Source organism: Magnetospirillum sp. 15-1 (assembly GCF_900184795.1).
GTDB lineage: Bacteria > Pseudomonadota > Alphaproteobacteria > Rhodospirillales > Magnetospirillaceae > Phaeospirillum.
Window position 1 is genome coordinate 875,603 of record NZ_FXXN01000028.1, and the last position, 26,640, is coordinate 902,242.

Here is a 26,640-nt window from a genome sequence, read left to right on the forward strand (position 1 = left end):
TGAAGCACGCCTGAAAGGGGACTTTCGTGGCGGAATCCCAGTCGAGCGTATCCGATGGCGCCGCCGTCAAGGCGGCCGGCGCGTCGGGCACCGTCACCAGTGTCGCGGGATCGGTCGTCGACGTCAGGTTCGCCCTCGACGCCCTGCCCGCCGTTTGGAACGCGCTGGAGGTCGAGCGCCCCGGTGCCCAGCCGCTGATCCTGGAAGTACAGCAGCATCTGGGCCGCGATACCGTGCGCACCGTGGCCATGCAGCCGACCAGCGGTCTGGCCCGAGGCGCCAAGGCCGTGGACACCGGCTCTCCCATCCGGGTTCCGGTGGGCGAGGCGGTGCTGGGCCGGCTGATGGACGTGGTGGGTCGTCCGCTGGACCGGAAGCCGGCCCTGCCGGACACGGTCCCGCGCTGGGCCATCCATCGCCCGGCTCCGACGCTGGTCCGCCAGGGCCGCGCCGACGAGGTGATGTGGACCGGCATCAAGGTGATCGACCTGCTGGCGCCGCTGCCCAAGGGCGGCAAGGCCGCCATGTTCGGCGGCGCGGGAGTGGGCAAGACCGTGCTGATCATGGAACTGATCCGCACCATGGTCGAGGCCTATGCCGGCATCTCGGTGTTCGCCGGAATCGGCGAACGCTCCCGCGAGGGGCACGAATTGCTGCTGGAGCTGGAGCAATCGGGAGTCCTGGCCCGCACCGCCCTGGTGTTCGGCCAGATGAACGAGCCGCCCGGCGCCCGCTGGCGGGTGGGCATGAGCGCCATGACCGTCGCCGAATATTTCCGCGACGAGCGGGGCGAGAACGTGCTGCTGCTCATGGACAACGTGTTCCGCTTCGTCCAGGCCGGGGCCGAGGTCTCGGGGCTGCTGGGGCGGCTGCCGTCGCGCATGGGCTACCAGCCGACCCTGGCCTCGGAGATCGCCGAGCTGGAGCAGCGCATCGCCTCGGCGGGCAACGCGGCCATCACCTCCATCCAGGCGGTCTACGTGCCGGCCGACGACTTCACCGATCCGGCGGTGGCCGAGACCTTTTCCCACCTGGACGCCTCCATCGTCCTGTCGCGCGAAATGGCGAGCGAGGGGCTCTACCCGGCCATCGATCCGCTGGTCTCGACCTCGGCCCTGCTCGATCCCCGGCTGATCGGGCCCGAGCACTACGCCACCGCCCAGGACGTCCGGCGGATCATCGCCCATTACCGCGAATTGCAGGAGGTCATCGCCCTGCTGGGCATCGACGAGCTGAGCCGTTCGGACCGGGCGGCCGTGAAGCGGGCGCGGCGGCTGCTGCGCTTCCTCACCCAGCCGTTCCAGGTCACCGAGGCGTTCACCGGCCGGCCCGGACGCACGGTGGGCATCGCCGAAACCCTGGCCGGCTGCCGCGTCATCCTGTCGGGCGAGGTGGACGAGTGGGCCGAAGGCGATTTTTACATGGTCGGCGGCTTCGACGAGGTCCGGGCGCACCACGCGGTGGAGGCGGCGCCATGAGACTGGTGGTGACCACGCCGCGCAACCTGATCCTGGATATCCGCGAAGTCCGCTCGGTGCGGGCCGAGGATGCCAGTGGCGGGTTCGGCATCCTGACCGGTCATGCCGACCTGCTGACCGTGCTGCCGCCCTCCATCCTGTCCTATCGCGACGAAGCGGACGCCGAGCACTATGTGGGGCTGGTCGGCGGGGTGCTGGTGGTCCGGGGCGGCGACGAGGTCCTGGTGGCCTCGCCGGAGGCCATGGTCGGTGACGACCTGGACGTCCTGGAGGCCATGATCATCGAATTCGCCAGCCGGGCGTCGGAGGAGGAGCAGCAGGTCCGGACCGATTCGAGCCGGCTGCACATCGCCGCCATCCGCCACATTCAAAGCTATATCGAGGCGGGCCGCGTCGGCGGCCCCGGAGGGATGCCATGACCGGCGACGGCAACCACAACCACGAACCCCTGCTGAACGGCCTGCGCCGCCGCCGCAAGCGCCAGCGGGACTGGGAGCGGACCGGCGAGCGCTCGCTGCTGCGCAGCCTCGGCGATGTCGGCGCCCTGGGCTGGCTGATCGTGGCGCCCATGCTGGGCGGGCTGGCCTTGGGCCGCTGGCTCGACGGCAAGGTGGGGGCCGGCGTCACCTTCACCGGAGGATTGCTGATGGCCGGCGCGGTCCTGGGCGGCTGGCTGGCATGGAGAAGGATGCATCAGGAATGACCGCCGACCTTCCCACCCTGCTGCCCATCCTTGGCGGCCTGATGGCCGGCGCCGCCTTGGGTGCCGCCTATGTCCGGCTGCTGAGCCTGAACGTGGCACTCTATGCCGGGGAGGGCTCCTGGCGCCGCGGTCTGGCCCTGCATGCCGGCCGGCTGGCGGTGATCGGCGGAGGAATGTGGGTGGCGGCGCAATCGGGAGCGGCGGTGTTGCTGGCGGTGCTCGGCGGCTTTCTGGCCGTCCGCACCCTGATGGTCCGAAAGGGGGCGCCATGATCGATCCCCTCGGTACCTCCGTGCTGTTCCACCTCGGCCCGGTGCCGGTGAGCGAGCCGGTGGTGACCACCTGGGGCATCATGGCGCTGCTGGTCGCGGTCTTCCATCTCGCCCGGCGGTCGGCACGGGGGCGGGATCTGGTCGAGATGCTGGTCGAGACGGTGGCGACCCAGATCGGCGACGCCATCCATGGCGATCCCCGGCCGTTCGTCCCGCTGATCGGCACGCTGTTCCTGTTCCTGCTGGTCGCCAACCTGTCGGGGGAACTACCCGGGGTACACGCCCCCACCGCCCGGCTGGAAACCGCCGCCGCCCTGGCGCTGACCGTGTTTTTCGCCGTTCACGTCTTCGGCGTCAGGCAACGGGGGCTGAGGGGCTATCTCGGCCACTACCTCAAGCCCACCCCATTGATGCTGCCCATGACCATCCTGTCCGAGCTGACCCGCACCCTGTCGCTGACCGTGCGGCTGTTCGGCAACATGATGAGCCACGAACTGATCATCGCCATCCTGCTGTCGCTGTCGGGACTGTTCGTGCCGGTTCCGCTGATGGTCCTGGGCGTGCTGATCGGTGCCATACAGGCCTACATCTTCGCCGTTCTCGCCACCGTGTTCCTGGGCGCCGCCGTGGGAACGGTGGAGGCTGGATAGAAAGGATTACGACCATGACCCTGGAAATGCTCAGCATCATCGGCGCGGTGGTGGCCGTCTGTGTCGGCGCCATCGTTCCGGCCCTGGCCGAGGGCCGCGCGGTCGTCGCCACCATGGAGGCGATCGCCCGTCAGCCCGAGGCCGCCGGCAATCTGTCGCGCACCCTGTTCGTCGGCCTGGCGATGATCGAGACCATGGCCATCTATTGTCTGGTCATCGCCCTGCTGCTGATCTACGCCAACCCCTTCATCCACCATTGATGCCATGCACGTCGACTGGTGGACATTGGGGCTGCAGACCGTCAACTTCCTGGCTCTGGTCTGGCTGCTGCGATACTTCCTCTACCGCCCGGCCATGGCGGCCATCGAGGCGCGCCGCGCCGCGCTGCACCGCGACCGCGAGGCGGCCGGACAGGCCCGTCTCGTCGCCGAGCGGGAGGCGGAGACCCAGCGCGCGCTGACCGCCGAGATCGATGCCGGCCGCCGGGCCATCATCGCCGGGGCCGAGGCCGAGGCCGCCGAGCGAAGCCGGAATCTGATGGCGGAAGCCCGCGGCGACGCCGACCGGATGCTGGAACGTTCCCGCGAGCGGATGGAGGCCGAGCGCCGGGAGGCCGCGCAGACGCTGCGTCGCGAGGCCGCCCGCTTGGCGGTGTCCATGGCCGGCGGCCTGTTGGGCAACGGTCCGAAGCCATCGGCGGAGCCGTTCCTGGAGATACTTGAAGCCGGACTGGGCGAGCCGCGCCGGTCGGCCGAGGTGGAAATCGCCTGCGCGCCGCCCCTCGACCCCGCCGCCGAGGCATCGTGGCGCGCGCGGCTGGAGCGGCGCTTTCCCGGTGCCGCCATGGTCTTTCGCCACGATCCCGCCCTGCTGGCCGGGGCACGGCTGACGGCGGACGGCGTGGAGACGGAGGCCAGTTGGCGGGACGCCCTGGTTCGGGCTGAAAAGGATCTGGTTGATCATGCCCAATCTGGTTGACGATCTCGTCCGGTGGACGGCCGGGCTGCCCGCCCGGCTCGACACGCTGCAGGTGGAGCTTCGCCGCGAGGCGGTGGGGCGGATCATCTCGTTGGGGGACGGGGTGGCGAGCATCGCCGGTCTGCCCGAGGCCGGTCAGGACGAGTTGCTGATACTGGGCGATGGTGTTGCCGGCATGGCCGTCACCCTGGACGAGGATGTGGTCGGCGCCGTGCTGCTGGGCGACTGGGCCGGGCTGTCCGCCGGCGCCCCCGTGCGCGGCACCGGTCAGGTCGTCCGGGTTCCGGTGGGCGAGGCGCTGCTGGGCCGTGTGGTCGATTCCCTGGGGCGCCCGCTGGATGGCGACCGCCCGCTGCCGGTGTCGGAATATTGGCCCATCGAGCGCCCGGCGCCCGGCATCGTCGACCGTGCCCTGATCTCACAGCCGCTGGCCACCGGCATCACGGTGATCGACGCCATGATACCCGTGGGGCGCGGCCAGCGGGAACTGATCATCGGCGATCGCAAGACCGGCAAGACGGCGGTGGCGGTGGACGCCATGGTCAATCAGCGCGACAGCGACGTCATCTGCATCTATGCCGCCATCAGCCAGAAATCCTCGTCGGTCAACCGGGTGGTGGATGCCATCCGGGCCCGCGGCGCCCCCGACCGGACCATCGTGGTGGTCGCCGAGCCGGACCAGCCGCCGGGACTGGCCTGGCTGACCCCTTACGCCGCCTGCACCATGGCCGAGTACTTCGCCGAGCAGGGACGCCACGTGCTGGTGGTCTATGACGACCTGACCAAGCACGCCGCCGTTCATCGCCAATTGTCGCTGCTGCTGCGCCGCCCGCCGGGACGCGAAGCCTATCCCGGCGACGTGTTCTACCTCCACTCACGCCTGCTGGAGCGGGCCGCCAAGCTGTCGGCCGAGCGTGGCGGCGGGTCGCTGACCGCCCTGCCCATCGCCGAGACCCAGGCGGGCAATCTCAGCGCCTATATCCCCACCAATCTGATTTCCATCACCGATGGTCAGATCTACCTGGAGCCCAAGCTGTTCTATGAAGGTCAGCGGCCGGCGGTGAATGTGGGCCTGTCGGTGTCCAGGGTCGGCGGCAAGACCCAGGCTCCGGCGTTGAAGGCGCTGTCCGAGAGCCTGCGGCTGGAATACGCCCAGTTCCTGGAACTGGAGGTGTTCACCCGCTTCGGCGGCATGATCGACGAGCGCACCCGGCGCATCGTCGAGCATGGGCGGCGCATCCGCGCCATGCTGATCCAGCGACCGCTGGAACCCCTGCCGCTGAGCGAGCAGGTGGCGGGGTTGCTGGCCCTGGCCGACGGCCGGCTCGACCCGCTGCCCATGGAGGCGGTGGAACGGTTCAAGGCCGGGCTGGGACCGCGTCTGGCCGCCGACCTGGGGGAACTGACGCTGCGGCTGGACGCGGACGGCGTGCTGTCCGACGACGGCCGCGCCGAGATGCGGACGGTGGTCGAGGGGCTGCTGCGCGACCTGGGGGGCTGATCATGGAGCGGCTGGAGATCGTCCAGGCCCGTCTGCACAGTATCCGGCAATTGCTGGATGTGGTCGGCGCCATGCGGGCCATGGCGGCGGCCCGCATGCAGCAGGCCATGGCGGCCCTGCCCGGGGCGCGGGCCTATGCCGGCATCATGGCCGAGGCCATGGCCGATGCGCTGCTGCTGGCCGACGAGACGCCCAGGCCCGACGACGGCCCGCTGGCGGTTCTGGTGTTCACCACCGAGCATGGCTTCGTCGGCGCCTTCAACGAGGCGTTGCTGGACGAGGCGCGCCGTCGCCGTCCCGCCCATTTGTTCGTGACCGGTGCGCGGGGCGTCCTGGCGGCCGAGGAGGCGGGTGTGCCGCCCGGCTGGTCCCTGCCCATGACCGGGCGGGTCGACGGTACCGTCACGGTGGGGCGCCGTCTGGCGGAACGGCTCTATCCCGCCTTCGTTCGGGGCGACTTCACCCGGCTCGACATGATCCACGGCGGCGTGGCCGAGGGCGGCCGGTGGCGCATCGAGACCGCCACCGTGCTGCCGCTGGACCGCTCGGTCCTGCCCGCCGCCCGCTACCGGCCGTTTTCGCCGCTGCACACCCTGCCGCCGGCCCAGTTGCTGACCGAGCTTTCGGCCCAGCATCTGCTCGCCATCCTGGTCTGCGCCGCCACCGAGGCCCTGGCCGCCGAGAATGCCGCCCGTCTGGCCGCCACCACCGGAGCCCACGACAATATCGAGCGGCGCCTGGACGGGCTTCGCCTCGAAGAACAGCTCTTGCGCCAGGACGCCATAACCACCGAGATTCTGGATGTGATTACCGGAGCCGAGATGCTCCTCCATCCCCGAAGGGCTCACCCATGACCCAATTGGACGAGGATCTGCGCCGCAAGGAAAAGGCGGAGGAAGCCCGGTGGCGCTTCCGGCAGGAAAAGGCCTTCGAGATCATGGCCAAGCGCGACAAGCTGTTCGGCGTGTGGGCGGCGGGTTTGCTGGGATTGGCGGGTGACGGGGCCGCTGCTTACATCCGCGCGGTGATCGAGACGGGGGTTACCTTGGGGGATGACGCCATGCTCGGCAAGGTCGGGGGCGATCTGGCCGCCGCCGGCGTCGCCCAGGATGCCGGGGCGCTGGCCGCCAGACTGGGGGAGTGCGAGGCGGCGGCGCAGGCCATCGTCGCCCAGGGGAATATGCCCTGAGGCCTCGCCGATCCATGTTTTCGCCTGAGTTGGTTTGAGGATAGTATCCCTTCGCATTCTGATGAAGTGGGGAAGACATGAAGACCAACGAAAACCTTGCCGAGGCCTTTGCCGGAGAAAGCCAGGCCAACCGGAAATACCTCGCCTATGCCGAGGCGGCGGCCAAGGACGGCCTGCCCGAAATCGCCAAGCTGTTCCGGGCCGTCGCGGCGGCGGAAACCATCCATGCCCACGCCCACCTCCGCGCCATGGGCGGGATCAAGGCGACGGCCGAGAACCTCCGGGCCGCCATTTCCGGCGAGAAGCACGAGTTCGAGGAGATGTATCCGGCCTTCGTCGCCACCGCCGAGGCCGAGGGCGCCAGGGTCGCGCTGCTGTCCATGCGGCACGCCATGGAGGTGGAAAAGACCCACCACGGCCTGTTCGTCGACGCCCTGGCCGCCATCGAGGCCGGCCATGATCTGGCCGGCGGCAGCATCCATGTCTGCGCCATCTGCGGACATACGGTGATCGGCGAGGTCCCGGACCAGTGCCCGGTTTGCCACGCCAAGGCCGGGAAGTTCTCAGAAATCGCCTGATTTCCCCCTGCCGCCTCCGGGACGTGTCTCGGAGGCGGTCTTGGTGGGGCGGGCGACGGTCGCGCTTGGTCCTGGTGTGCTATCCTGGCCCCTTATCGCACCCGGACAGCGAGGCTTTCCATGACCGACCGCCCCCTTCTCGTCTACAGCGATGCCCTGTTGCGGCGGATTCTGGCCGACACGCGGACCATCGCCATGGTGGGGGCCAGCACCAACTGGAACCGCCCCAGCTACTTCGTCATGAAGTACCTGCAGGCCAAGGGCTATCGGGTGATTCCGGTCAATCCGGCCGCCGCCGGGCAACAGATCCTGGGCGAGACGGTGCGGGCCAGCCTGTCCGAAATCACCGAGCCGGTGGATATGGTCGACGTCTTCCGCCGCGCCGATCAGGTGGGGCCGGTGGTCGATGAAGCCGTCGCCCTGGGCGCCAAGGTGCTGTGGATGCAGTTGGGAGTGCGCAACGACGAGGCCGCCGCCCGTGCCGAGGCGGCCGGGCTCCAGGTGGTGATGGACCGCTGCCCCAAGATCGAGTTCGGCCGGCTGGGCGGCGAGTTGGGGTGGAGCGGCGTCAATACCGGCCTGATCCGCAATCAGGCTCCCGAGGCGCCGCGCGCCCGCGGCCACAAGGAACGGGCCATGCCGCCGCGTAACCAGAGCTATGGCTTCGAGACCAGGGCGATCCATGCCGGCGCGGCGCCCGATCCGGCGACGGGGGCGCGCATCACCCCCATCTACCAGACCTCGTCCTATGTGTTCGAGGATGCCGAGCAGGCGGCGTCGCTGTTCAATCTGCACACCTTCGGCAACATTTATTCGCGGCTGACCAACCCCACCGTCTCGGTGCTGGAGGAGCGGGTGGCGACGCTGGAGGGGGGCCGCGCCGCCGTGGCCGCCGCCTCGGGCCATGCCGGGCAGTTCCTGACCTTCTTCACCCTGCTGGAGCCGGGCGACGAGTTCCTGGCGTCGCGCAATCTCTATGGCGGCTCGCTGACCCAGTTCGGCCTGTCGTTCCGCAAACTGGGCTGGACCTGCCATTTCGTCGACCCCAACGACCCCGATAATTTCAGGAAGGCGCTGACGCCCAGGTGCAAGGCCATCTTCGTGGAAAGCCTGGCCAATCCCGGCGGCATCATCGTGGATATCGAAGCCATCGCGGCAGTGGCGCACGAGGCCGGCATCCCGCTGGTGGTCGACAACACCCTGGCGACGCCCTATCTCTGCCGGCCGTTCGAGTGGGGGGCGGACATCGTCTGCCACTCCACCACCAAGTTCCTGGCCGGCCACGGCAACTCGCTGGGCGGCGTGGTGGTGGAATCGGGACGCTTCGACTGGGCGCAGAACGACAAGTTCCCGTCCATGACCAAGCCCGAGCCGGCCTATCACGGTCTGACCTTCTACGAGACCTTCGGCGATTTCGGCTTCACCACCAAGGCCCGCGCCGTGGCGCTTCGCGATTTCGGCCCCGCCATGGCGCCCATGAACGCCTTCCTGACCATCACCGGCATCGAGACCCTGCCGCTCAGGATGGAGCGCCACGTGGACAATGCCCGCAAGGTGGCCGAGTTCCTGGAAGGCCATCCCAAGGTGGCCTGGGTGTCTTATGCCGGGCTGAAATCCAGCCCCTACCATGCCCTGGCGGCCAAGTACCTGCCCAAGGGCGCCGGCTCGGTCTTCACCTTCGGGGTCAAGGGCGGCTACGAGGCCGGGATCAAGATGGTGGAGGGCGTGCGGCTGTTCTCCCATCTCGCCAATGTGGGCGATACCCGCTCGCTGATCCTCCATCCGGCCTCCACCACCCACCGCCAGCTCAGCGACGAGCAGCGGATGGCGGCGGGCGCCGGGCCCGATGTGGTTCGCCTGTCGGTGGGGCTGGAGACCGCCGATGATATCATTCGCGATCTGGATCAGGCTCTGTGCACGGTTTAAGTGGCCCTGGCTGATCGGCCAGGGGAGCTTTTCGGCATTGATGGCGGAGGTTGTAAGCTGATAACAAAAAGCAGCCCCCGCTTCGTCAGTCGCGGTCCGTCATCAAATCCCGGAACCAGGGGGCCGTCGATCATTACAGGGCGTCGTCCATGTCAGGGAAACATCTTCGCCAGATTTGCATTCTCCTGGCCGTCATCGGTCTGGCCGTGTGGGGTTATCGCAAATACGGTGGAGAGGTCGGCCCCGTCGGCGCGGCCAAGGCGGTGCCGGCGATACCCGTGGCGACCACCGCCGCCATCCTCGAGGACGTGCCGATCTCCCTCGACGGGCTAGGCACGGTTACCGCCGCCAACACGGTTACGGTCCGGACCCAGGTGGACGGGCAACTGCTCCAGGTGCTGTTCCGCGAAGGCCAGGACGTACAGGCGGGCGCCGTACTGGCTCAGATCGACCCGCGCTCCTATCAGGCGCAACTGGATCAGGCCATGGCCAAGAAGGCCCAGAACGAGGCGATGCTGGCCAATGCCCGGCGCGACCTCGGCCGTTACGGGGCCTTGCTGAAGAACGAATACGCCACTCGCCAGCAGGTCGACACCACCCAGGCGCTGGTCAATCAACTGGAAGCGGCGGTGAAGGCCGATCAGGCGGCCATCGAGAATTCCCGCGTGCTGCTGGGCTATACCACCATCCGTTCGCCCATCGACGGCCGGGCCGGCTTCCGCCAGATCGACCAGGGCAACGTCGTTCACGTCAACGACGCCACGCCCATGGTGGTGATCACCCAGATGCATCCGATCAACGTGGTCTTCACGCTGCCGCAAGACGTCCTGCCCGACGTGATCCGCGCCATGGCGGCCGCGCCGCTGGAGGTCACCACGGTCTCGCGCGACGGCCGGCAGGTGCTTGACGTGGGCCGGCTGGAACTGGTCGACAACCAGATCGACCAAAGTACCGGCACCATCCGGCTCAAGGCGGTGATGCCCAATCAGACGGGCCTGCTGTGGCCCGGCCAGTTCGTCAGCGCCCATCTGGTGCTGGGGGTCCGGCGTCAGGCGGTCACCGTGCCGGCGAACGCCATTCTGCGGGGGCAGCAGGGGGCCTATGCCTATGTGGTCGGCGCCGATTCCACCGTCGAGGCCCGGCCGCTGACCCTGGGGCGGGGTGATGAAAGCCGGGTGGTGGTGGTCGCCGGCCTCGCCGCGGGGGAGACCGTCGTTACCGACGGTCAGATGCGGCTGAAGAACGGCGCCAGGATCGAAGTCGGGGCGAGCGCCGCGAAATGAGCGTTTCCGCTCCATTCATCCGCCGCCCCATCGCCACCACCTTGTTGATGGCGGCCTTGCTGCTGGCCGGTCTGGTGGCCTTTCCGCTGCTGCCGGTGGCGCCGCTGCCGCAGGTGGATTTTCCCACCATCATCGTTACCACCAGCCTGCCCGGTGCCGATCCCCAGACCATGGCGTCGTCGGTGACCCAGCCGCTGGAGCGCCAGTTCTCGCAGATTCCCGGCGTGGCCCAGTTGACGTCCACCAGCGTCCTCGGCTCGTCGTCCATCACCTTGCAATTCGACCTGGAGCGCAATATCGACGCCGCCTCCCAGGACGTCCAGGCCGCCATCAACGCCGCCAGCGGCCAGTTGCCCAAGATTCTTCCCGGCCCGCCCACCTATCGCAAGGTCAACCCGGCCGATACCCCCATCCTGATCATCGCCGTCAATTCCGACACCCTGCCGCTGATCACCGTCGACGACTACGCCGATACGGTGCTGGCCCAGCAGATCAGCCGCATATCCGGGGTGGGACAGGTCTCCATCGGCGGCGAGCAGAAGCCGGCCATCCGGGTGCAGATCGATCCCGGCAAGATCGCCGCCCTGGGGATCGGGCTGGAGGAACTGCGCGGCACCATCGCCAGCGTCACCGCCAATTCGCCCAAGGGCAGCCTGGACGGCGAGCGGCGCAACCTGACCATCTACGCCAACGACCAGTTGACCACCGCCGCACCCTGGGGGCGGGTGATCGTCGCCTACAAGAACGGCTCGCCGGTTCGCATCGACGATATCGGCCGGGCGGTCGAAGGGCCGGAGAACGCCCGTCTGGCCGCCTGGGAGAACGGCAAGCGGGCGGTCTATCTGGTGGTCTACAAAATGCCGGGGGCCAACGTCATCGAGACGGTGGACCGGGTCAAGGCGGCGCTGCCGGTGCTGCAGGCGTCGATTCCCCCGGCCGTTCAGGTCAAGGTGGTGATCGACCGCACGACGACCATCCGTGCCTCGGTTCACGAGGTGGAATTCACCCTGGTGCTGACCATCGCCCTGGTGGTGATGGTGATCTTCCTGTTCCTGCGCAATCTGTGGGCCACCATCATTCCCGGCATCACCGTGCCGCTGGCGCTGGCCGGCACGGCCGGGCTGATGTATCTGGCTAATTTCAGCCTCGACAACCTGTCGCTGATGGCGCTCACCATCGCCGTGGGCTTCGTGGTCGACGACGCCATCGTCATGCTGGAAAACATCTACCGCCATCTCGAGGAGGGGATGTCGCCCATGGAGGCGGCCTTCGCCGGCGCCTCGGAGATCGGCTTCACCATCATTTCCATCAGCGTGTCGCTGATCGCGGTGTTCATTCCGCTGCTGCTGATGTCGGGGGTGGTCGGCCGGCTGCTGCGCGAGTTCGCCCTGACCGTGTCCATGGCCATCGTGGTGTCCATCGTGGTGTCGCTGACCTTGACCCCCATGATGTGCGCGCGGGTTCTGCATGACGAGCACACCGCCAGCCATGGCCGCCTCTACTGGCTGTTCGAGCGCGGCTTTGAGGCCCTGATCGGCGCCTATGCCAGGGGGCTGGACTGGGTTCTGCGCCACCAGCGTCTGACCATGGCCAGCTTCTTCGCCACCCTGGTGGCCACCGGCCTGCTGTTCGCGGCCATCCCCAAGGGCTTCTTTCCGCAGCAGGATACCGGGGTGCTGTTCGGCATCTCCGACGCGGCCCAGGATATTTCGTTCGCCGAGATGTCCCGGCGCCAGCAGGCGCTGGGCGCCATTCTGTCGGCCGATCCCGACGTGGCCAACTGGACCGCCAGCATCGGCGCCCTGAGCGGCCAGACCCTGAACAACGGCCGCTTCTTCATGGCGCTGAAGCCGCGCGACCAGCGCACGTCCTCGGCCCAGCAGGTGATCGAGCGCCTGCGCCGCCAGGCGGGCCAGGTCAGCGGCGCCATGCTGTATCTGCAGGCGCCGCAGGACCTCAACGTCGGCGGGCGTCTGGCCCGTACCCAGTACCAGTACACCCTGCAAGATGCCGACCTGGACGAGTTGAACAACTGGGCGCCGCGAATGCTGGCCAAGCTGAGGGCCTTGCCCGAGCTTCAGGACGTGGCCTCGGACCAGCAGACCGACGGCGCCACCCTCAATCTGGTCATCGACCGCGATCAGGCCGCCCGTTTCGGCATCCAACCCCAGGTGATCGACGACACCCTCTACGACGCCTTCGGCCAACGTCAGGTGGCGCAGTACTTCACCCAGCTGAACAGCTATCACGTGGTGATGGAGGTGCTGCCCGAACTGCAGGGCTCGCCCGATACCCTGGACAAGATCTACCTGCGCTCGCCGGTGACCGGCGCGCAGGTGCCGCTGTCGGCCATCGCCCGGTTCGACACCGCCCCGGTCAGCCTGTTGGCGGTCAACCACCAGGGCCAGTTCCCGGCGGTGACCCTGTCGTTCAATCTGCGGCCCGGAGTGGCGCTGGGACAGGCGGTCGAGGCCATCAAGAAGGCCGAGGCGGAGATGGCCAAGCCGCTCACCCTGATCGCCACCTTCCAGGGGACCGCCCAGGTCTTTCAGCAATCCCTGGCGTCACAGCCCTATCTGATCCTCGCGGCGCTGATCTCGGTCTACATCATTCTCGGCATTCTCTACGAAAGCTTCGTCCACCCGCTGACCATCCTGTCGACCCTGCCGTCGGCGGGGGCGGGGGCGCTGCTGTTCCTGATGGCCTTTGGTCACGACATGTCGCTGATCGCCCTGATCGGCATTCTCCTGCTGATCGGTATCGTCAAGAAGAACGGCATCATGATCGTCGACTTCGCCATCGCCGCCCAGCGTGAGCGCGGCGCGACGCCAATGGAGGCCATTCGCGAGGCCTCGCTCAAGCGCTTCCGGCCGATCATGATGACCACCTTCGCCGCCATGCTGGGTGGATTGCCGCTGATGCTCGGGGCGGGAACCGGCTCGGAGCTTCGCCAGCCCCTGGGTGTGGCCATGGTCGGAGGATTGCTGGTCAGCCAGATGCTGACGCTGTTCACCACGCCGGTCATCTATCTGGCGTTCGAGCGGCTGCGCCATGGCAGCGGCGATGGCCGGCGAAGCAAGCCGGAGCCGATCAAGCTGGTCGCCGAATAGGTCCGGCCCGGTCAGCCGCCGTCGATGGCGACGCAATTGGTGCGTCCCTGCATGGCGCAGTCCTGAAGCCGTCCAAGCTCTCTCAGCTTATGGGCCAGCAGCAATCCCGCCACCACCAGGATCGCGGCGATGGCGAGGCCGGTCAGGGCCGAGGCGCGTGACGGGGGCGTATGGTCGTTGTCCGTGGTCATGGCCGGTTTCAATATCCCGAACTCGGGAATATTGCCAGTTCCCGCGTGATCCGCGGCGGCCCCTCTTGCCGCCCAATAAATCTATAAAAATAGTAGAAATAAGATTGATTCCGTGCCCATGGCTGTCTAATATGGTTTCACCCCAAGCGGCGAGGTGACGCACCATGACCCATTCCCTCCGCTCCAAGAAACTCCATGATCCCTGGCGCCACGGCGAGCCCCGGCTGGTCGATGTGATGGAAGACCCCATCATCCATGCCCTGATGGCGCGGGACGGGCTGATTCCCGACGAGGTCTGGCCGCTGATGCTGGAGGCGCGCTCGCGCTTGGGAGTCCGTCTTTGCCGGGTGATGGCCGTGGCGGCGTGATCATCTCGCGGAAAATCCGATCTTTCCCGCCAGTCTATTGATTCGGCGAGGAAGCGGGGAGCCTCAGGCTCCCCGCCCTCCATGTCCCGACTGGAAGCGCCGCAGGGCGTTCACCAGGGCGTCCAGATCCTCGAAGGTGTTGTAGAAGGCCAGTGACGGCCGCACCGTCGCCTCCACGCCGAAGCGGCGCAGGATGGGCTGGGCGCAATGGTGGCCCGAGCGTACGGCGATTCCTTCGGAATTCAGGGCCTTGCCGATATCCTCGGTGCGGCAGCCGTCGATGACGAAGGACAGTACCCCGGCCTTTTCCCTGGCGGTGCCGATCAGGCGCAGGCCGGGAATGGTCAGCAGCCCCTGGGTGCCGTAATCCAGCAATTGGTGCTCCCAGGCGTCGATGATGTGCAGGCCGATGGCTTCCACGTAATCGATGGCCGCTCCCAGCCCCACCGCGTCGGCGATGTTGCCGGTTCCAGCCTCGAAACGGGCCGGGGCGGGCTGGAATACCGTCTTTTCGAAGGTGACGTCGGCGATCATGTTGCCGCCGCCCTGCCAGGGCGGCATCTGGTCCAGCACGGCTTTTCTGCCATACACGGCGCCGATGCCGGTGGGGGCGAACACCTTGTGGCCGGAAAAGACATAGAAGTCGCAGCCCAGCGCCTGGACGTCGACGGCCATGTGCGACACCGCCTGAGCGCCATCCACCAGCACGGTGGCGCCATGGCGATGGGCCATGGCGGTCATCTCGGCGGCCGGCGTAATGGTGCCGAGCGCGTTGGACACCTGGGTCAGCGACACCAGCCGGGTCCTGGGGTTCAAGAGCTTCTCGTATTCCTCCAGGATGATCTGGCCCGAATCGTCCACCGGGGCGACGCGCAGTTTGGCCCCCACCCTGGCGGCCAGTTGTTGCCAGGGAACGATATTGGCGTGGTGCTCCAGCCAGGTGACGACGATCTCGTCACCTTCCCTGACGTTGCGCTCGCCCCAGGCCTTGGCGATCAGATTGATGCCTTCGGTGGCGCCCCGGACGAAGACGATCTCCTCGGTGGAGCCGGCATTGAGAAAGCGCCGGGTCTTTTCGCGGGCCGCCTCGTAGGCGTCGGTGGAGCGGGCCGCCAGGGTATGGGCGGCGCGGTGGATGTTGGAATTCTCGAACTCGTAATAGCGTTTCAGGCGCTCGATCACCTGGCGGGGTTTCTGGGTGGTGGCGGCGTTGTCGAGCCAGATCAGCGGCTTGCCGTGCACCTGCTGGTTCAAGATGGGAAAATCGCGCCTGACCGTGTGAGCGTCGAAGGCGCCGCCATGGGCGCCGGTGCCCCTGAGATCGGGGATCAGCTCCGGGCGCAGTTCGATGGCCAGGAGAGGTGAAGCCGGCAATGAAGGATCGGGGGGCAAGGGCGGCGGAGCCGGTTCCACCCCGTGCTCCGGCGGCACCAGCCGGACGATGCCGCCCAGCAGGTTGGCGACGTTGCCAAAATCCACTTCGGCCGGCGCCTCGACCGGCGGTAGCGAAGGCGGCGCCACGCCGATGGAGGGCTGCGAGTGGCCGGGCTGGGTGTTGAAGAGGGCGTTGGCCATCTGGGCGATCAGCCGGGCGTCGGGCGCGCCGGCGGAGCCTGTCGCCGGCTCGTCCCAGTCCCCGGCGGGCGGCGCCGCCGGGGTGGGAGAAGACGGCAGATCGAGGGAGAGCGGCTGGGTCATGCGAACTTCTTGTCGTAATCGAAGTAGTGGTCGACCTCGACGTCTTCGAGCACCGCCAGCGCGTCCTCGGTGAGCACGGCGGCCGAGCAATAGAGCGAGATCAGGTACGACGCGATGGCCTTGCGGTTGATGCCCATGAAGCGCACCGACAAGGACGGCGCCACCTCGCCGGGAACACCCGGCTGGAACAGGCCGACCACGCCCTGCCTTTTCTCGCCGGTGCGGACCAGCAGGATGTTGGTCTTGCCGTTTTTCTTGCCCTCGGCGGTGATGGTCAGCTTGTCGCTGGGCACCAAAGGCAGGCCGCGCCAGGTGAGGAAATTGGTGCCGAAAAGGCTGACGGTGGGCGGCGGCACGCCGCGCTTGGTGCATTCGCGCCCGAACGCCGCGATGGCCTTGGGGTGGGCCAGGAAGAAGGACGGCTCCTTCCACACCTTGCTGATCAATTCGTCGAGATCGTCGGGGGTGGGGGCGCCCTTGCGGGTCTTGATGCGCTGGCTCTTGGCGGTGTTGGTCAGCAGGCCGTATTCGGCGTTGTTGATCAGTTCGTATTCCTGCTTCTCCTTCACCTTCTCGATCAACAGGCGCAACTGCTCCTGAATCTGATCGATGGGGTGGGAATAGAGGTCCGAGACGCGGGTCTGGACATCCAGCACGGTGGTTACCGCGTTCAGCGAGTACTCGCGCGGGTTTTCTTCGTAGGGAACGAAGCTTTCGGGCAGGTCGGCGTCGTTGCGCGGGCTGCACTTGACGTCGGCGGAGGCCTCGGCGCCGCTTTCCTTGACCCGGTTCAGGCGGTAGATGCCGGCCTCGACCGGCGTCCAGGGCAGGAACGACACCAGCCATCTGGGGGTGATGCCCGACCACTGGGCGCGGGTCTTGGTGGCGTTGGCAAGCTGGCGGGCCGCCTGCTCGTTCAGGGTGCGGCGCACCTCGATATCCTCGGACATGCATTCTTCTCCTTGTTGAAAAATCAGTGGGCGGCGACCGATTCCAGCGCCTGCAGCACGGCGGCGATGCCGGTGCTGCGGAGCGGCCGGAACGGCTTTTGGAAACGGCGGCACAGGCCTTTGACCTTGCTCTGCGCCTGATGGCTGACGCAGCCCACCGGGAACAGCACGGCGTCGGCCCGTTCCAGCTGGTTGGCCAGCTTGGTCATGCTTTGCTCGACACCGCCGTCGTGGTGGACGAAGCCGCCGCCGCGCTCCTCGACCATGCGGCGCAGATGGGCCACGTGCTGGTGGCGGCCGCCCACGTAGAGGATCAGGCGGCCGGAAAGATCGATGGCATCGGTGGCTGGAGTGCTCATGGGTCTGCTCCTCGCGCTCAGATGGAATAGTCGAACGACTCGTAGGACAGCGCCTTCAGGATCTCCTCCTTGGTGCGCAGGGCCTCGGGGTCGTTGGTGGTGCGGATGGTGCGGGCCGGGATGCCGGCCACGGTGGAGTGGGGTTCGACGGCCCGCAGCACCACCGAGCCGGCGGCGATGCGGGAGTAGGCGCCGATCTCGATATTGCCGAGGATCTTGGCTCCGGCGCCGATGATGGCGCCCTGGCGGACCTTGGGGTGACGGTCGCCGCTTTCCTTGCCGGTGCCGCCCAGAGTGACGTTCTGCAACAGCGATACGTCGTCGTCGATCACCGCCGTCTCGCCCACCACCAGTCCGGTGGCGTGATCGAGGAAGATGCCCTTGCCGAAGCGGGCCGCCGGATGGATGTCGGTCTGGAAGACGTCGGACGAGCGGCTTTGCAGATACAGCGCGACGTCGCGCTCGCCATTGCCCCATAGCCAGTGGGCGAGGCGGTGGGTTTGTACCGCGTGGAAGCCCTTGAAGTAGAGGAACGGCTCGATAAACCGCCGGGTGGCCGGGTCGCGGTCCAGCACGGCGGCGATGTCGGCCCTGAGCGCCAGGCCAAGGCCGGGATCGGCCAGGGCGGCGCGGGCGAAGGTCTCGGTCAGCAGGGGCAGCGTCACCACCTCGTTCTTCAGACGTTGCGAGATGCGGAAGAACACCGCCGCCTCGAACGAGGGCTGCTCCAGGATGCAATCGATGAACAGCCGCCGCAGCATGGGGGCGCGGGCCAGGGCCTCTTCCGCTTCCTTGCGCAATTCCGCCCAGACGGTGTCGGCAAAACGGCCCAGATCGCTTTCTTGCCGGGCAATCAAGGCCAGATGGCCGTGGGGAGGTCGCGCCATGGTGTGTGCCCTTTGGTGTGGCTGTGTCCTGTCGAAACTCTTACATCATAAATCTACTAGATCAATAGAAAAATAGAGCGATACGATCCACAAGCCTCGGGTGGCGGCCTGAGGTGGCGATATAAGCATTTTATCTACTAGACTAATAGATAATGCGAGAGGGAGAATGGTTGTCCGGTACCCGTTTTCCGTGACGGTGGCCGGCTGTGTTGCGTTTGAGAGGAGAGACCGGAATGACCTTCGTGCGGCACAAGGATGGCTCTGGCATCAAGGTCGAGCAATTGGTCGCTCACTTCGAGGGGAAGGGCGGCGGCTCGTCGCTTCTGAAGCGGTGCGTCCATTTCGAGGATTGCGGCGCGGTGGGGCGTCATGGCGAACTGCGGCTGCGGTCGGCCTTCCAGCCGCTGTTTCTCGCCGCGACCATGGCGGCGGTGGCGCACGAGGCCTTGTTGCGGGTGCACGATGTCAAGATGCGGGCCGTTTCCCCCGAACAGGCCTTCAAGATCCCGAAGACGCCGGAGCAGATCGTCCATTTCGACCGCCTGTGCCGGACCATCCACGCCATCAATTTCGTGACCCAGGCCCAGCCCGACGCCGTCCTGTATCTGAACGTCGACGGCCGCCATCTCCTGAACGTTCACAACGGCACTCATGGCAGTTTCTTCGAGACCCTGCTGGGCTATTGCGGCCTGCGGCCGACTCAGGTGGTGCTGGAGATTCTGGAATCGCGCATCGGCGATCTGGACCGTCTGGTCGAGGCCATTGCCGCCTATCAGCGGCGTGGCTTCCGCGTCGCCATCGACGATTTCGGCTGCCGGCACTCCAATTTCGACCGGCTGTGGCGCCTGTCACCCGACATCGTCAAGCTGGACCGCAGCCTGATCGTCCAGTCCACCGTCAACCCACGGGCCCGGCAGATCCTGCCCAAGCTGGTGGATATCATCCACGATCTGGGGGCGCGGGTGGTGTGCGAGGGGATCGAAACCGTCGGACAGCATGCGCTGGCCGTGAATTCCGGTGTGGATATGCTGCAAGGTTATCTCTACGCCAAGCCGGCCCCTCACCTGCAATACCGCCCCCAATCCCAGATGGCGGCGTCATGACCGCCTCGACGCTTCGGGGGAGAGGGGGGGGGCTTATCAATATCCATTAAGTGATAGATACTAGGGTGTGGACGGAAGGGCTGGGCCGTGGATTTATGCGGCGCGACGGCCTTTCACATGGGATTTTCCGGCGAGAATATGTGTCGATTTCCCCTTGCCTGGAATGCCGTCTCGCTATATCCAGGCTGTAATCATATTAGATTGAATACAACGCTCTGATCAGAGGCTCGCCCATTCGGGCTTTCGGCGCATCCACCGTTATATAGATTGACACTATAACGGTGGGCGGCGCCGGAGCAGAGGAGCAAATGGAGGAAGAATTGAAGAGCACGTTCGCCGTCCTGGCCGCCTGCACCGCCCTGGTGCCCGTTTCCACCCTGGCTTCCGAGGTGTTCAGCCTGGGACAGGTCAACGCTTCCGCCTCGGCGATGGGCAGTACCGCCATGGGCGGCTCGACCGTCACCCAGGACGACATCCAGCAATTCAACCGTGAATCCCTGGACCGCGCCCTCGATCTGGTTCCCGGCGCCGCCATTTCCTACGGCGGCGTGCGCGGCGAGCGTACCGTCGCCATTCGCGGCTTTGACCGCTGGCGCGTTCCGCTCTACATCGACGGTATCCGTGTCTACCTGCCCGCCGACAACCGCATCGACTACAGTCTGTTCGGCACTGCCGATATCGCCGAAATCCAGGTTTCCAAGGGCTTCACCTCGGTGATCGACGGTCCCGGCGCCATGGGCGGCTCGGTCAATCTGGTCAGCCGCAAGGTGACCCAGCCGACCGAGCTGGACTTGCGTTTCGGCACGATGATGAACAACGGCGGCACCTTCAACGGCTTCCAGGCCGATGCCTTCGGCGGCGCCCGCCTGGGCGACTGGTACGTCCAGGGCTCGGCGTCGGAGAACCTGCGGACCTTCTTCAGCCTGTCCGACGACTATCGGGCCACCACCATGGAGAACGGCGGCAAGCGCGACCATTCCCGCCGCGAGAACATGAAGGTCAACGTCAAGGTGGGCTACGAGCCGTCGCCCTTCGACGAGTACAGCCTGAACATCATCAACCAGACGGGCAGCAAGGAGGTCCCCTTCAACGAGGTTCCCGGCGCCACCGCCCGCAACTGGACCTGGCCCGCCTGGGATAAGCAGAGCATCTACTGGATTTCCAAGACCGGCCTGGATGAGAAGGGCTCCTACATCAAGGTCAAGGCCTTCGCCGACCGCTTCTTCAACGAGATCGACACCTACGACAACGCCGATTTCACGTCGCTGAGCTCCACCAGCGCCAGCCGCAGCTACTACGAGGATTTCGCCACGGGCGCGACGGCCGAGGGCGCCTGGGCCATGTTCGACGGCCAGAACGTCTTCAAGACGGCGCTGCACTATCGCCATGACATCCACACCGAGTGGAACGACTATTTCCGCGGATCGCCTCCCACCGGCGCCACCGAGCCCCACCAGCGGCAACTGGAGGACACCTGGTCGCTGGCGGTCGAGAACACCTTCCATCCCACCAAGGATTGGGACGTGGTCCCCGGGGTCAGCTACGATTACCGCCACCTGATCAAGGCGCAGGATTTCATCCTGGGTAATACCGGCGGCACCAATATGTCCAACCGGCCCTACGCCTATCCGCGCGGCGATGCCCACGCGCTGAACCCGCAACTGGCCGTGGCCTATCGCTACGATGATGCGGGTTCGGTCCATGCCTCGGTGTCGCGCCGTACCCGCTTTCCCACCCTGTTCGAGCGCTTCAGCACCCGGTTCACCACCTTCCAGAACAATCCCACCCTGCGGCCGGAGAAGTCCAACAACCTGGAGGCGGGCGTCACGCAGACCATCGGTCACACCAAGCTGGGCGCCAACGTGTTCCAGAGTTGGCTGGAGGACACCATCACCTCGGTTCCCCTCACGACCTCGCTCAGTCAGAACCAGAACGTCGCCAAGGCCATTCACAAGGGCTTCGAACTGGAGATCAGCCACGCCGTCACCCCGGACCTGGAAATCGGTGCCAATTACGCCAACCTGCTGCGCACCGTTCCCGACAAATCGACCATCCTGGTCGATACCCCCCGCCACAAGGCCTTCGCCTACGCCAACTGGAAGCCGCTGGACGGATTGAGCGTGGTGCCCAGCGTCGAGATCGGCGGCGAGCGGCACCTCCAGAAGGCCAATCCCAGCACCATGTATTTCGACGGCGGCGAATACGTGGTGGCCAACCTCAAGGCGGGCTATCAGTTCACCGAGCAGGTCTACGCCGAGGCCGGCGCCAACAACCTGCTGGACGCCAATTACAAGATTTCCGACGGCTATCACGAGGAAGGGCGCAACTTCTTCGCCAACCTTCGGCTCAAGTTCTAGCCGGCGGTCATGGCGAGGCCGGCGCAATGGCCCGATCGCGAAAATCCCTGGCCGGCCGCGCTCTCGTTCAGCCTGCACGGGGCGGTGTTGGTGGCGGTGCTGGTCCTGGCCGCGCCGTCGCCCGTTCCGTCTCCTCTGCCTCCGGCGGTCATGGTCGAGTTGATCGGCATGGCCGGCGGCGGCGGCGCGGCTTCGCCGGCCGGCCGGTCGGCGGGAGGAGAGGCGGGCGAGGTTCTTTCGCCGGTAATTCCGGCCATGGCGCCCCAGCCGGTGGTACCGGTCGCGGAAGCCGCGGCCGTGCGTCCCGAGCGGACCTCGACCGTTCGACGGCCGAAGCGCCCGCCAGTTCCCCCCTCGCCAACCCAGGAGACGTCTTCCGCCGCCAAATCCGTCGCCTCCGAGGCGACAACGGGTGTCACCCCATCGGTGACGGCGGCGGGGGACGGCCAATCGGACGGGGCCGTGGAAAGTGGAGCCGTGGGAAGCGGCCGGGGCCAGGCTCGGACCGGAGATGGGGCGGGGAGCGCTCCCGATATGGATGCCTATCTGGCGGCCCTGCGCCGGGCTATCCAGCGCGGCCTGGTCTATCCGGCGGTGGCCCGGCGGCTGGGATTGGCCGGGCTGGTCCGGGTGCGCTTCCAGGTGCTGGCCGACGGCGGGGTCGATCCGGGCTCGCTGGTGGTAACCGGCGGCAGCGATGACGATATTCTGCGGCGGGGTGCGCTCGACACCATCCGCCGCCTGTCCACGTTTTCCCCACCGCCGGTGGGGAGCATCGGCGTCGAGGTGCCGGTGAGTTTCACACTGACCCAACGATAATCCATACGGGAGTTCCGTCATGAAGGCCCTTTTGCGCGCCACCCTTGCTCTTGCCCTCGGCGGCCTCGTCCCCTGGAGCGCCGCCCAGGCGGCCGATACGGTCCGCGTCTTCACCAGCTATCCCCAGGAGATGATGGACCGCTACGAGCAGGCCTTCACCAAGGCCAATCCCGACATCAAGCTGGACTTCCAGTGGGGCCACGGCGGTGACGCCATGGCCACCTTGCGCCAGCCCGACCAGGGCGGCGTGGACGTGCTGTGGTCGCCAGCCCTGAAGGCCTTTCCCGCCTTGGCCAAGGGCGGCGCCTTCCGCCCGCTGGGCGATACCGCCAAGGGGATCGCCACCAAGGTGGGCGGCATGCCTCTGACCGACGGCAAGGGGACCTATGCCGCCTTCGAACTGGCCGGCTACGGCTTCGCGGTGCGGCCCGACTACCTGAGGGGGCATGGCCTGCCGGTGCCCCGTGACTGGAGCGATCTGGCCAAGCCCGCCTATGCCGGGCACGTCATCTTGCCGGTACCGTCCTCCACCGGCTTCGCCCCGCCGATGATCGAGGTGATCCTGCAGCATCACGGCTGGGACAAGGGCTGGGCGCTGCTGGCCGAGATCGCCGCCAATGCCGAACTGCTGGATTCGGGCGGCGGTGTCGCCATGGTCAACGAACTGGCCGAGGGTACCAAGGGTATCGGCATGATCATCGATTTCTTCGTGCGCTCGGCCAAGGCCGACGGCAAGCCGGTGACCTTCGTCTATCCCGAGATCACCGCCTATGTCCCCGCCCATGTGGCGATCACCGCCCAGGCCCCCCACGCCAAGGCGGCGGAGACCTTCGTGCGCTTCGTGCTGTCCGACGAGGGCCAGGCCCTGCTGATGACCCCCGAGGTCATGCGCCTGCCGGTGCGGCCGTCGGCCTATGCCAAGGCACCCGCCGATTTCCCCCGGCCCTTCGAGGGCCGGGCGGCCGCCTTCGTGTTCGACCCGGCCAAGGGCACTGCCCGCCAGTTCGCCATGACGGCGCTGTTCGATGCCTTCATCACCACCCGCCATGCCCAGTTGCGCGACGGCTTCGCCGCCATCCGCAAGGCCGAGGCCACCGGGGACAAGGCCCGCGCCGAGGCGGCCCGCCGGCTGCTGACCGGCGTGCCGGCCACCGAAGCCGAAATCGGTGCTCCCACCCTCAATGCCGCCCTGGAGGACATGGAGTCCGAGGGTGCCAAGGCGGTCAAGGCCCGCTGGACCCAGGCGGTCGGCGCCACCACCGCCCAGGCCCTGGCGGCCCTGGCGAAATGAGGCGCTTTCTGCTGGCCGCCGGATTGTTGCTGGCCGCTCCCGCCACGGCGGGGGCGGAGGAGGCGCTGTCCGGCGGCGCCTTTACCGTGTTCGAAAGTGGGCGGGCGGCCTTCACCACCATGGCCCCCGCCTTGCCCGAGGCCCTGGTGCGGGACTTCGCCCGTGGCCGTACGGTGTTCAACCGGCCCTGGCTGGCGGCGCCGGCCCAGGACGAGCGCTTCATCGGGCTGGGGCCGCTGTTCAACCGCCTGTCCTGCGTTGCCTGCCATCCCCGTAATGGTGGCGGCTTCGCTCCCGAGACCGCCGCCGAGCCCATGCGCACCATGCTGGTCCGTCTGTCGGTGCCGGGCGAGGGCGAGCATGGCGGAGTGAGGCCCCATTCCGCCTATGGCGACCAGTTGAATGAGGACGGCATTCCCGGAGTACCGGGCGAGGGACGGGCGGTGATCCGCTGGCGGGAGCATGATGAGGTGCTGCCGGGCGGCGAGGCGGTGCGGCTGCGGCGTCCCCTGATTTCCTTCACGGGCCTGGCCTATGGCCCGCTGGGCAAGGATGCTTTGATCTCTCCCCGCATTGCCCCGCCGGTATTCGGTCTGGGCCTGCTGGCGGCGGTTCCCGAGGCCGACATCCTGGCCATCGCCGCCGAGAACGGCGGCCGCCCCAACCGGGTGTGGGATGCGGGCAACGGCCGGACGGTGCTGGGCCGCTTCGGCTGGAAGGCCAACCAGCCTTCGGTGCTGCAGCAACTGGCCGGGGCCATGCTGGGCGATCTCGGTGTCACCTCGCCGCTGTTCACCGGGCAGAATTGCACCGAGGCCCAGCCGGAGTGCCGGGCGGCCTTCGTGGCACCGCAGCCGGAACTGACCGCCGGGCAGTTGCTGGCGCTGGAAACCTATCACCTGGGCCTGGGCGTGCCGGCCCGGCGCGGCGTCGATGATCCCTCGGTCCGCCGTGGCGAGGCGCTGTTTGTCGCCGCCGGCTGCGCCTCCTGCCATCGCCCGACCCTGACGACCGGTTCCCACCCGTCGCTGGAGGACCTGGGCGGACAGGTGATCCATCCCTATACCGACCTGCTGCTCCACGACATGGGGGCGGATCTGGCCGATGGCCGCCCCGACTTCCTGGCGACGGGAAGCGAGTGGCGCACGCCACCCTTGTGGGGGCTGGGGCTGCGCCGGCTGGTTGACCCGCGCGCCGGTTTGCTGCATGACGGCCGGGCGCGTTCGCCGCTGGAGGCGGTTCTGTGGCATGGTGGCGCCGCCCGAGAGGCGGCGGCGGCCGTGCGCCGTCTGCCTTCCGACGACCGGCGGGCGCTGTTGCGGTTCCTCGACAGCCTGTAATCCCGGAGATAGCCGAGCATGTTCGATATTCAGGCGGTAAGGCAAAAGCTCGGTACCGCCTTTCCCGGGGTATTGGCGGCGGTGACGGTGGGAATCGCCGCCTCGTTCCTGTCGGACCATTACGGCGGCCCGACCATGCTGTACGCCTTGCTGCTGGGCATGGCCTTTCACTTCCTGTCCCAGGAGGGGCGCTGCGTCGAGGGGATCGGCATCGCGTCCCGCTCGGTCCTGAGGGTCGGGGTGGCCCTGCTGGGCATGCGCATCACCCTGGGCCAGATCGCCGAACTGGGGGGCGAAACCCCGGCCCTGATGGTCGGCGCGGTGGCGTTCACCACCCTGGTGGGTCTGCTGGCGGCCCGGCTGATGCGGCTTTCCGGGGCGTTCGGCGTGCTGACCGGCGGCGCGGTGGCGGTGTGCGGCGCCTCGGCGGCCCTGGCCATCGCAGCGGTGCTGCCCCGCCACGAGCATTCCGAGCGTGATACCATCTTCACGGTGATCGGGGTGACCACGCTCAGCACCCTGGCGATGATCGTCTATCCCCTGGTGGTCGGCGCCTTCGGCCTGGGCGAGACCGAGGCGGGCATCTTTCTGGGCGGCACCATCCACGATGTGGCGCAGGTGGTGGGGGCCGGCTACAGCGTCTCGGTCAAGACCGGCGACACGGCGACCTTCGTCAAGCTGTTGCGGGTGGCGCTGCTGCTGCCGGTGGTCATGGCGGTGTCGCTGGCCTTCGGGGGGCGCGGCGCCCAGGGGGAGAAGCCGCCGCTGTTGCCGCCGTTCCTGGTGGTTTTCGCCGTTCTGGTCGGCGTCAACAGCACCGGACTGGTGCCGCACGTCGCCACGGCGGCGATCAACGACCTGTCGCGCTGGTGCCTGGTCACCGCCATCGCCGGCCTGGGCATGAAGACCTCGCTCAAGGCCATGACCGAGCTGGGGCCGAAGCCGGTGCTTCTGCTGTTGGCGGAAACCGTGCTGATGGCGGCCCTGGTGATGGGGGTGCTGTTGGCTCAACGGGCGCTATAGCCCTGGACAACATAGCGAAAAATCAATAACTTATCCATCGTTCCCATTGACCTTTCCGGGGCGGGGGGCTACGCCATCAGGATGATCAACGAGGCGAGCTCATGGCGGACAAACCCGATCTTCGCGTCCAGGTACGCATTGTTCCCCTGATTGGCCCCGGCAAGATGGAATTGCTGGAGGCCATCGATCATCACGGCTCCATCTCGGCGGCGGCCCGGGTGCTGGGCATGGCCTATCCCAACGCCTGGAAGATGGTGGACAGCCTGAACCGCCATTTCCGCGAGCCCCTGGTCATCCGTGTCATGGGCGGGCGGCGGGGCGGCGGCGCCTCGCTGACCGAGACCGGGCGGGCGGTGTTGGGCATCTACCGTTCGGTGGAGGCCAAGGCGAAGATCATGTTCGCCGGCGATCTCGACGCGCTGAGCCACCTGCTGGCCCTGGATTCCGACTGGGACGCCTGTCCCGGTCTCGAGGACGGCATGGACTCGCCGGCCTGTCGCTCCAGGAAGCGCAAGCCCGCGCCCACTTGACGAAAATCATACCGGTGCCGTCGTCCAGCCCGTAATATCCGCCCGGCAATAGCGGG

Annotated in this window: 27 protein-coding genes; 22 read left to right on the forward strand and 5 right to left on the reverse strand. The window is 67.3% G+C overall.

The genetic code is table 11. From position 1 onward, the window contains the following. Positions 1-26 precede the first annotated feature (26 nt). The 14 genes from atpD (at position 27) to CP958_RS25370 (ending at position 13,668) form a co-directional block, all read left to right on the forward strand. Complete coding sequence (gene atpD, locus CP958_RS25305; protein WP_096704918.1) at positions 27-1,478, forward strand: F0F1 ATP synthase subunit beta; 1,452 nt, start codon at positions 27-29, stop codon at positions 1,476-1,478. Next, the gene (locus CP958_RS25310; RefSeq protein ID WP_096704919.1) at positions 1,475-1,897 is read left to right on the forward strand and encodes a F0F1 ATP synthase subunit epsilon; all 423 of its coding nucleotides are present in this window, start codon (positions 1,475-1,477) and stop codon (positions 1,895-1,897) included. Before atpD ends, CP958_RS25310 begins: the two co-directional genes overlap by 4 nt. Further along, a complete protein-coding gene (locus CP958_RS25315; protein ID WP_096704920.1) occupies positions 1,894-2,181 on the forward strand; it encodes an AtpZ/AtpI family protein in 288 nt (95 codons plus the stop codon). Before CP958_RS25310 ends, CP958_RS25315 begins: the two co-directional genes overlap by 4 nt. Then, positions 2,178-2,453, forward strand: a complete 276-nt coding sequence (locus CP958_RS25320) for an ATP synthase subunit I (protein ID WP_170959114.1) — start codon at positions 2,178-2,180, stop codon at positions 2,451-2,453. The genes CP958_RS25315 and CP958_RS25320 overlap by 4 nt, the downstream gene beginning before the upstream one ends. Then, on the forward strand, positions 2,450-3,103 hold the full coding sequence (atpB, locus tag CP958_RS25325) for a F0F1 ATP synthase subunit A (RefSeq protein WP_096704922.1): 654 nt from the start codon (positions 2,450-2,452) through the stop codon (positions 3,101-3,103). Before CP958_RS25320 ends, atpB begins: the two co-directional genes overlap by 4 nt. A 14-nt stretch (positions 3,104-3,117) precedes the next feature. Next, positions 3,118-3,363: a F0F1 ATP synthase subunit C gene (locus CP958_RS25330; protein WP_096704923.1), complete on the forward strand. Its 246-nt coding sequence runs from the start codon at positions 3,118-3,120 to the stop codon at positions 3,361-3,363. Between the two features lie 4 nt (positions 3,364-3,367). Next, positions 3,368-4,081, forward strand: coding sequence for a hypothetical protein (locus CP958_RS26705; RefSeq protein WP_096704924.1), 714 nt, complete (start codon positions 3,368-3,370; stop codon positions 4,079-4,081). Then, entirely contained in the window at positions 4,065-5,582 is a 1,518-nt protein-coding gene (locus CP958_RS25340) for a F0F1 ATP synthase subunit alpha (protein WP_096704925.1), read from the forward strand. Before CP958_RS26705 ends, CP958_RS25340 begins: the two co-directional genes overlap by 17 nt. A gap of 2 nt (positions 5,583-5,584) precedes the next feature. Beyond that, the gene (locus tag CP958_RS25345; RefSeq protein WP_096704926.1) at positions 5,585-6,436 is read left to right on the forward strand and encodes a FoF1 ATP synthase subunit gamma; all 852 of its coding nucleotides are present in this window, start codon (positions 5,585-5,587) and stop codon (positions 6,434-6,436) included. After that, positions 6,433-6,771 (forward strand): ATPase inhibitor subunit zeta, encoded by a 339-nt coding sequence (locus tag CP958_RS25350; protein ID WP_096704927.1) that lies wholly within the window; start codon positions 6,433-6,435, stop codon positions 6,769-6,771. Before CP958_RS25345 ends, CP958_RS25350 begins: the two co-directional genes overlap by 4 nt. Positions 6,772-6,848: 77 nt before the next feature. Then, the gene (locus CP958_RS25355) at positions 6,849-7,349 is read left to right on the forward strand and encodes a rubrerythrin family protein (protein WP_096704928.1); all 501 of its coding nucleotides are present in this window, start codon (positions 6,849-6,851) and stop codon (positions 7,347-7,349) included. 120 nt (positions 7,350-7,469) lie between these two features. Next, complete coding sequence (locus CP958_RS25360) at positions 7,470-9,275, forward strand: O-acetylhomoserine aminocarboxypropyltransferase (RefSeq protein WP_096704929.1); 1,806 nt, start codon at positions 7,470-7,472, stop codon at positions 9,273-9,275. 149 nt (positions 9,276-9,424) lie between these two features. Continuing rightward, positions 9,425-10,558 (forward strand): efflux RND transporter periplasmic adaptor subunit, encoded by a 1,134-nt coding sequence (locus CP958_RS25365; RefSeq protein ID WP_096704930.1) that lies wholly within the window; start codon positions 9,425-9,427, stop codon positions 10,556-10,558. Beyond that, the gene (locus tag CP958_RS25370; RefSeq protein WP_096704931.1) at positions 10,555-13,668 is read left to right on the forward strand and encodes a multidrug efflux RND transporter permease subunit; all 3,114 of its coding nucleotides are present in this window, start codon (positions 10,555-10,557) and stop codon (positions 13,666-13,668) included. The genes CP958_RS25365 and CP958_RS25370 overlap by 4 nt, the downstream gene beginning before the upstream one ends. Positions 13,669-13,679: 11 nt before the next feature. On the opposite strand, the gene CP958_RS25375 is transcribed toward CP958_RS25370, so the two are convergent. Continuing rightward, positions 13,680-13,859 (reverse strand): hypothetical protein, encoded by a 180-nt coding sequence (locus CP958_RS25375; RefSeq protein ID WP_096704932.1) that lies wholly within the window; start codon positions 13,857-13,859, stop codon positions 13,680-13,682. Between the two features lie 164 nt (positions 13,860-14,023). On the opposite strand from CP958_RS25375, the gene CP958_RS25380 reads away from it, so the two are divergent. After that, positions 14,024-14,227: a hypothetical protein gene (locus CP958_RS25380; RefSeq protein ID WP_096704933.1), complete on the forward strand. Its 204-nt coding sequence runs from the start codon at positions 14,024-14,026 to the stop codon at positions 14,225-14,227. A 63-nt stretch (positions 14,228-14,290) separates the two neighbouring features. Here the strand turns inward: CP958_RS25380 and CP958_RS25385 are convergent, their stop codons facing one another. Genes CP958_RS25385 through cysE form a run of 4 tightly spaced genes read right to left on the reverse strand, consistent with a single transcriptional unit; the run spans position 14,291 to position 18,121 of the window. Further along, on the reverse strand, positions 14,291-15,925 hold the full coding sequence (locus CP958_RS25385; protein ID WP_096704934.1) for a family 2A encapsulin nanocompartment cargo protein cysteine desulfurase: 1,635 nt from the start codon (positions 15,923-15,925) through the stop codon (positions 14,291-14,293). Next, positions 15,922-16,875 (reverse strand): family 2A encapsulin nanocompartment shell protein, encoded by a 954-nt coding sequence (locus CP958_RS25390; RefSeq protein ID WP_096704935.1) that lies wholly within the window; start codon positions 16,873-16,875, stop codon positions 15,922-15,924. The genes CP958_RS25385 and CP958_RS25390 overlap by 4 nt, the downstream gene beginning before the upstream one ends. A gap of 23 nt (positions 16,876-16,898) precedes the next feature. After that, positions 16,899-17,234, reverse strand: coding sequence for a DUF2325 domain-containing protein (locus CP958_RS25395; RefSeq protein WP_096704936.1), 336 nt, complete (start codon positions 17,232-17,234; stop codon positions 16,899-16,901). Between the two features lie 17 nt (positions 17,235-17,251). After that, positions 17,252-18,121, reverse strand: coding sequence for a serine O-acetyltransferase (gene cysE / locus CP958_RS25400; RefSeq protein ID WP_096704937.1), 870 nt, complete (start codon positions 18,119-18,121; stop codon positions 17,252-17,254). 233 nt (positions 18,122-18,354) lie between these two features. Between cysE and CP958_RS25405 the strand changes: the two genes are divergently transcribed. From CP958_RS25405 to CP958_RS25435, 7 genes are all read left to right on the forward strand, one after another. Beyond that, complete coding sequence (locus CP958_RS25405; protein ID WP_096704938.1) at positions 18,355-19,224, forward strand: EAL domain-containing protein; 870 nt, start codon at positions 18,355-18,357, stop codon at positions 19,222-19,224. Positions 19,225-19,544: 320 nt separating this feature from the next. Next, positions 19,545-21,581: a TonB-dependent receptor gene (locus tag CP958_RS25410; protein WP_170959115.1), complete on the forward strand. Its 2,037-nt coding sequence runs from the start codon at positions 19,545-19,547 to the stop codon at positions 21,579-21,581. A gap of 9 nt (positions 21,582-21,590) precedes the next feature. Then, positions 21,591-22,400, forward strand: a complete 810-nt coding sequence (locus CP958_RS25415; RefSeq protein ID WP_096704940.1) for a TonB family protein — start codon at positions 21,591-21,593, stop codon at positions 22,398-22,400. Positions 22,401-22,419: 19 nt separating this feature from the next. Next, a complete protein-coding gene (locus CP958_RS25420) occupies positions 22,420-23,691 on the forward strand; it encodes an extracellular solute-binding protein (RefSeq protein WP_096704941.1) in 1,272 nt (423 codons plus the stop codon). After that, the gene (locus CP958_RS25425) at positions 23,688-25,031 is read left to right on the forward strand and encodes a di-heme oxidoredictase family protein (RefSeq protein WP_096704942.1); all 1,344 of its coding nucleotides are present in this window, start codon (positions 23,688-23,690) and stop codon (positions 25,029-25,031) included. Before CP958_RS25420 ends, CP958_RS25425 begins: the two co-directional genes overlap by 4 nt. Before the next feature lie 18 nt (positions 25,032-25,049). Then, entirely contained in the window at positions 25,050-26,054 is a 1,005-nt protein-coding gene (locus CP958_RS25430) for a putative sulfate exporter family transporter (RefSeq protein WP_096704943.1), read from the forward strand. A 101-nt stretch (positions 26,055-26,155) separates the two neighbouring features. Continuing rightward, positions 26,156-26,584: a LysR family transcriptional regulator gene (locus CP958_RS25435; protein WP_096704944.1), complete on the forward strand. Its 429-nt coding sequence runs from the start codon at positions 26,156-26,158 to the stop codon at positions 26,582-26,584. The last annotated feature ends 56 nt before the right edge of the window (positions 26,585-26,640 follow it).

Bases quoted from the DNA above. Each gene is read 5' to 3' on its own strand.
- CP958_RS25365 (WP_096704930.1), top strand. From the start codon at position 9,425: ATGTCAGGGAAACATCTTCGCCAGATTTGCATTCTCCTGGCCGTCATC.
- CP958_RS25315 (WP_096704920.1), top strand. From the start codon at position 1,894: ATGACCGGCGACGGCAACCACAACCACGAACCCCTGCTGAACGGCCTG.
- CP958_RS25330 (WP_096704923.1), top strand. From the start codon at position 3,118: ATGACCCTGGAAATGCTCAGCATCATCGGCGCGGTGGTGGCCGTCTGT.
- CP958_RS25320 (WP_170959114.1), top strand. From the start codon at position 2,178: ATGACCGCCGACCTTCCCACCCTGCTGCCCATCCTTGGCGGCCTGATG.
- CP958_RS25375 (WP_096704932.1), bottom strand. From the start codon at position 13,859: ATGACCACGGACAACGACCATACGCCCCCGTCACGCGCCTCGGCCCTG.
- CP958_RS25360 (WP_096704929.1), top strand. From the start codon at position 7,470: ATGACCGACCGCCCCCTTCTCGTCTACAGCGATGCCCTGTTGCGGCGG.
- CP958_RS25430 (WP_096704943.1), top strand. From the start codon at position 25,050: ATGTTCGATATTCAGGCGGTAAGGCAAAAGCTCGGTACCGCCTTTCCC.
- CP958_RS25345 (WP_096704926.1), top strand. From the start codon at position 5,585: ATGGAGCGGCTGGAGATCGTCCAGGCCCGTCTGCACAGTATCCGGCAA.
- CP958_RS25310 (WP_096704919.1), top strand. From the start codon at position 1,475: ATGAGACTGGTGGTGACCACGCCGCGCAACCTGATCCTGGATATCCGC.
- CP958_RS25425 (WP_096704942.1), top strand. From the start codon at position 23,688: ATGAGGCGCTTTCTGCTGGCCGCCGGATTGTTGCTGGCCGCTCCCGCC.
- cysE (WP_096704937.1), bottom strand. From the start codon at position 18,121: ATGGCGCGACCTCCCCACGGCCATCTGGCCTTGATTGCCCGGCAAGAA.
- CP958_RS25370 (WP_096704931.1), top strand. From the start codon at position 10,555: ATGAGCGTTTCCGCTCCATTCATCCGCCGCCCCATCGCCACCACCTTG.
- atpB (WP_096704922.1), top strand. From the start codon at position 2,450: ATGATCGATCCCCTCGGTACCTCCGTGCTGTTCCACCTCGGCCCGGTG.
- CP958_RS25435 (WP_096704944.1), top strand. From the start codon at position 26,156: ATGGCGGACAAACCCGATCTTCGCGTCCAGGTACGCATTGTTCCCCTG.
- CP958_RS25420 (WP_096704941.1), top strand. From the start codon at position 22,420: ATGAAGGCCCTTTTGCGCGCCACCCTTGCTCTTGCCCTCGGCGGCCTC.
- CP958_RS25415 (WP_096704940.1), top strand. From the start codon at position 21,591: ATGGCGAGGCCGGCGCAATGGCCCGATCGCGAAAATCCCTGGCCGGCC.
- CP958_RS25385 (WP_096704934.1), bottom strand. From the start codon at position 15,925: ATGACCCAGCCGCTCTCCCTCGATCTGCCGTCTTCTCCCACCCCGGCG.
- CP958_RS25350 (WP_096704927.1), top strand. From the start codon at position 6,433: ATGACCCAATTGGACGAGGATCTGCGCCGCAAGGAAAAGGCGGAGGAA.
- CP958_RS25390 (WP_096704935.1), bottom strand. From the start codon at position 16,875: ATGTCCGAGGATATCGAGGTGCGCCGCACCCTGAACGAGCAGGCGGCC.
- CP958_RS25380 (WP_096704933.1), top strand. From the start codon at position 14,024: ATGACCCATTCCCTCCGCTCCAAGAAACTCCATGATCCCTGGCGCCAC.
- CP958_RS25340 (WP_096704925.1), top strand. From the start codon at position 4,065: ATGCCCAATCTGGTTGACGATCTCGTCCGGTGGACGGCCGGGCTGCCC.
- CP958_RS26705 (WP_096704924.1), top strand. From the start codon at position 3,368: ATGCACGTCGACTGGTGGACATTGGGGCTGCAGACCGTCAACTTCCTG.
- CP958_RS25355 (WP_096704928.1), top strand. From the start codon at position 6,849: ATGAAGACCAACGAAAACCTTGCCGAGGCCTTTGCCGGAGAAAGCCAG.
- CP958_RS25395 (WP_096704936.1), bottom strand. From the start codon at position 17,234: ATGAGCACTCCAGCCACCGATGCCATCGATCTTTCCGGCCGCCTGATC.
- CP958_RS25405 (WP_096704938.1), top strand. From the start codon at position 18,355: ATGACCTTCGTGCGGCACAAGGATGGCTCTGGCATCAAGGTCGAGCAA.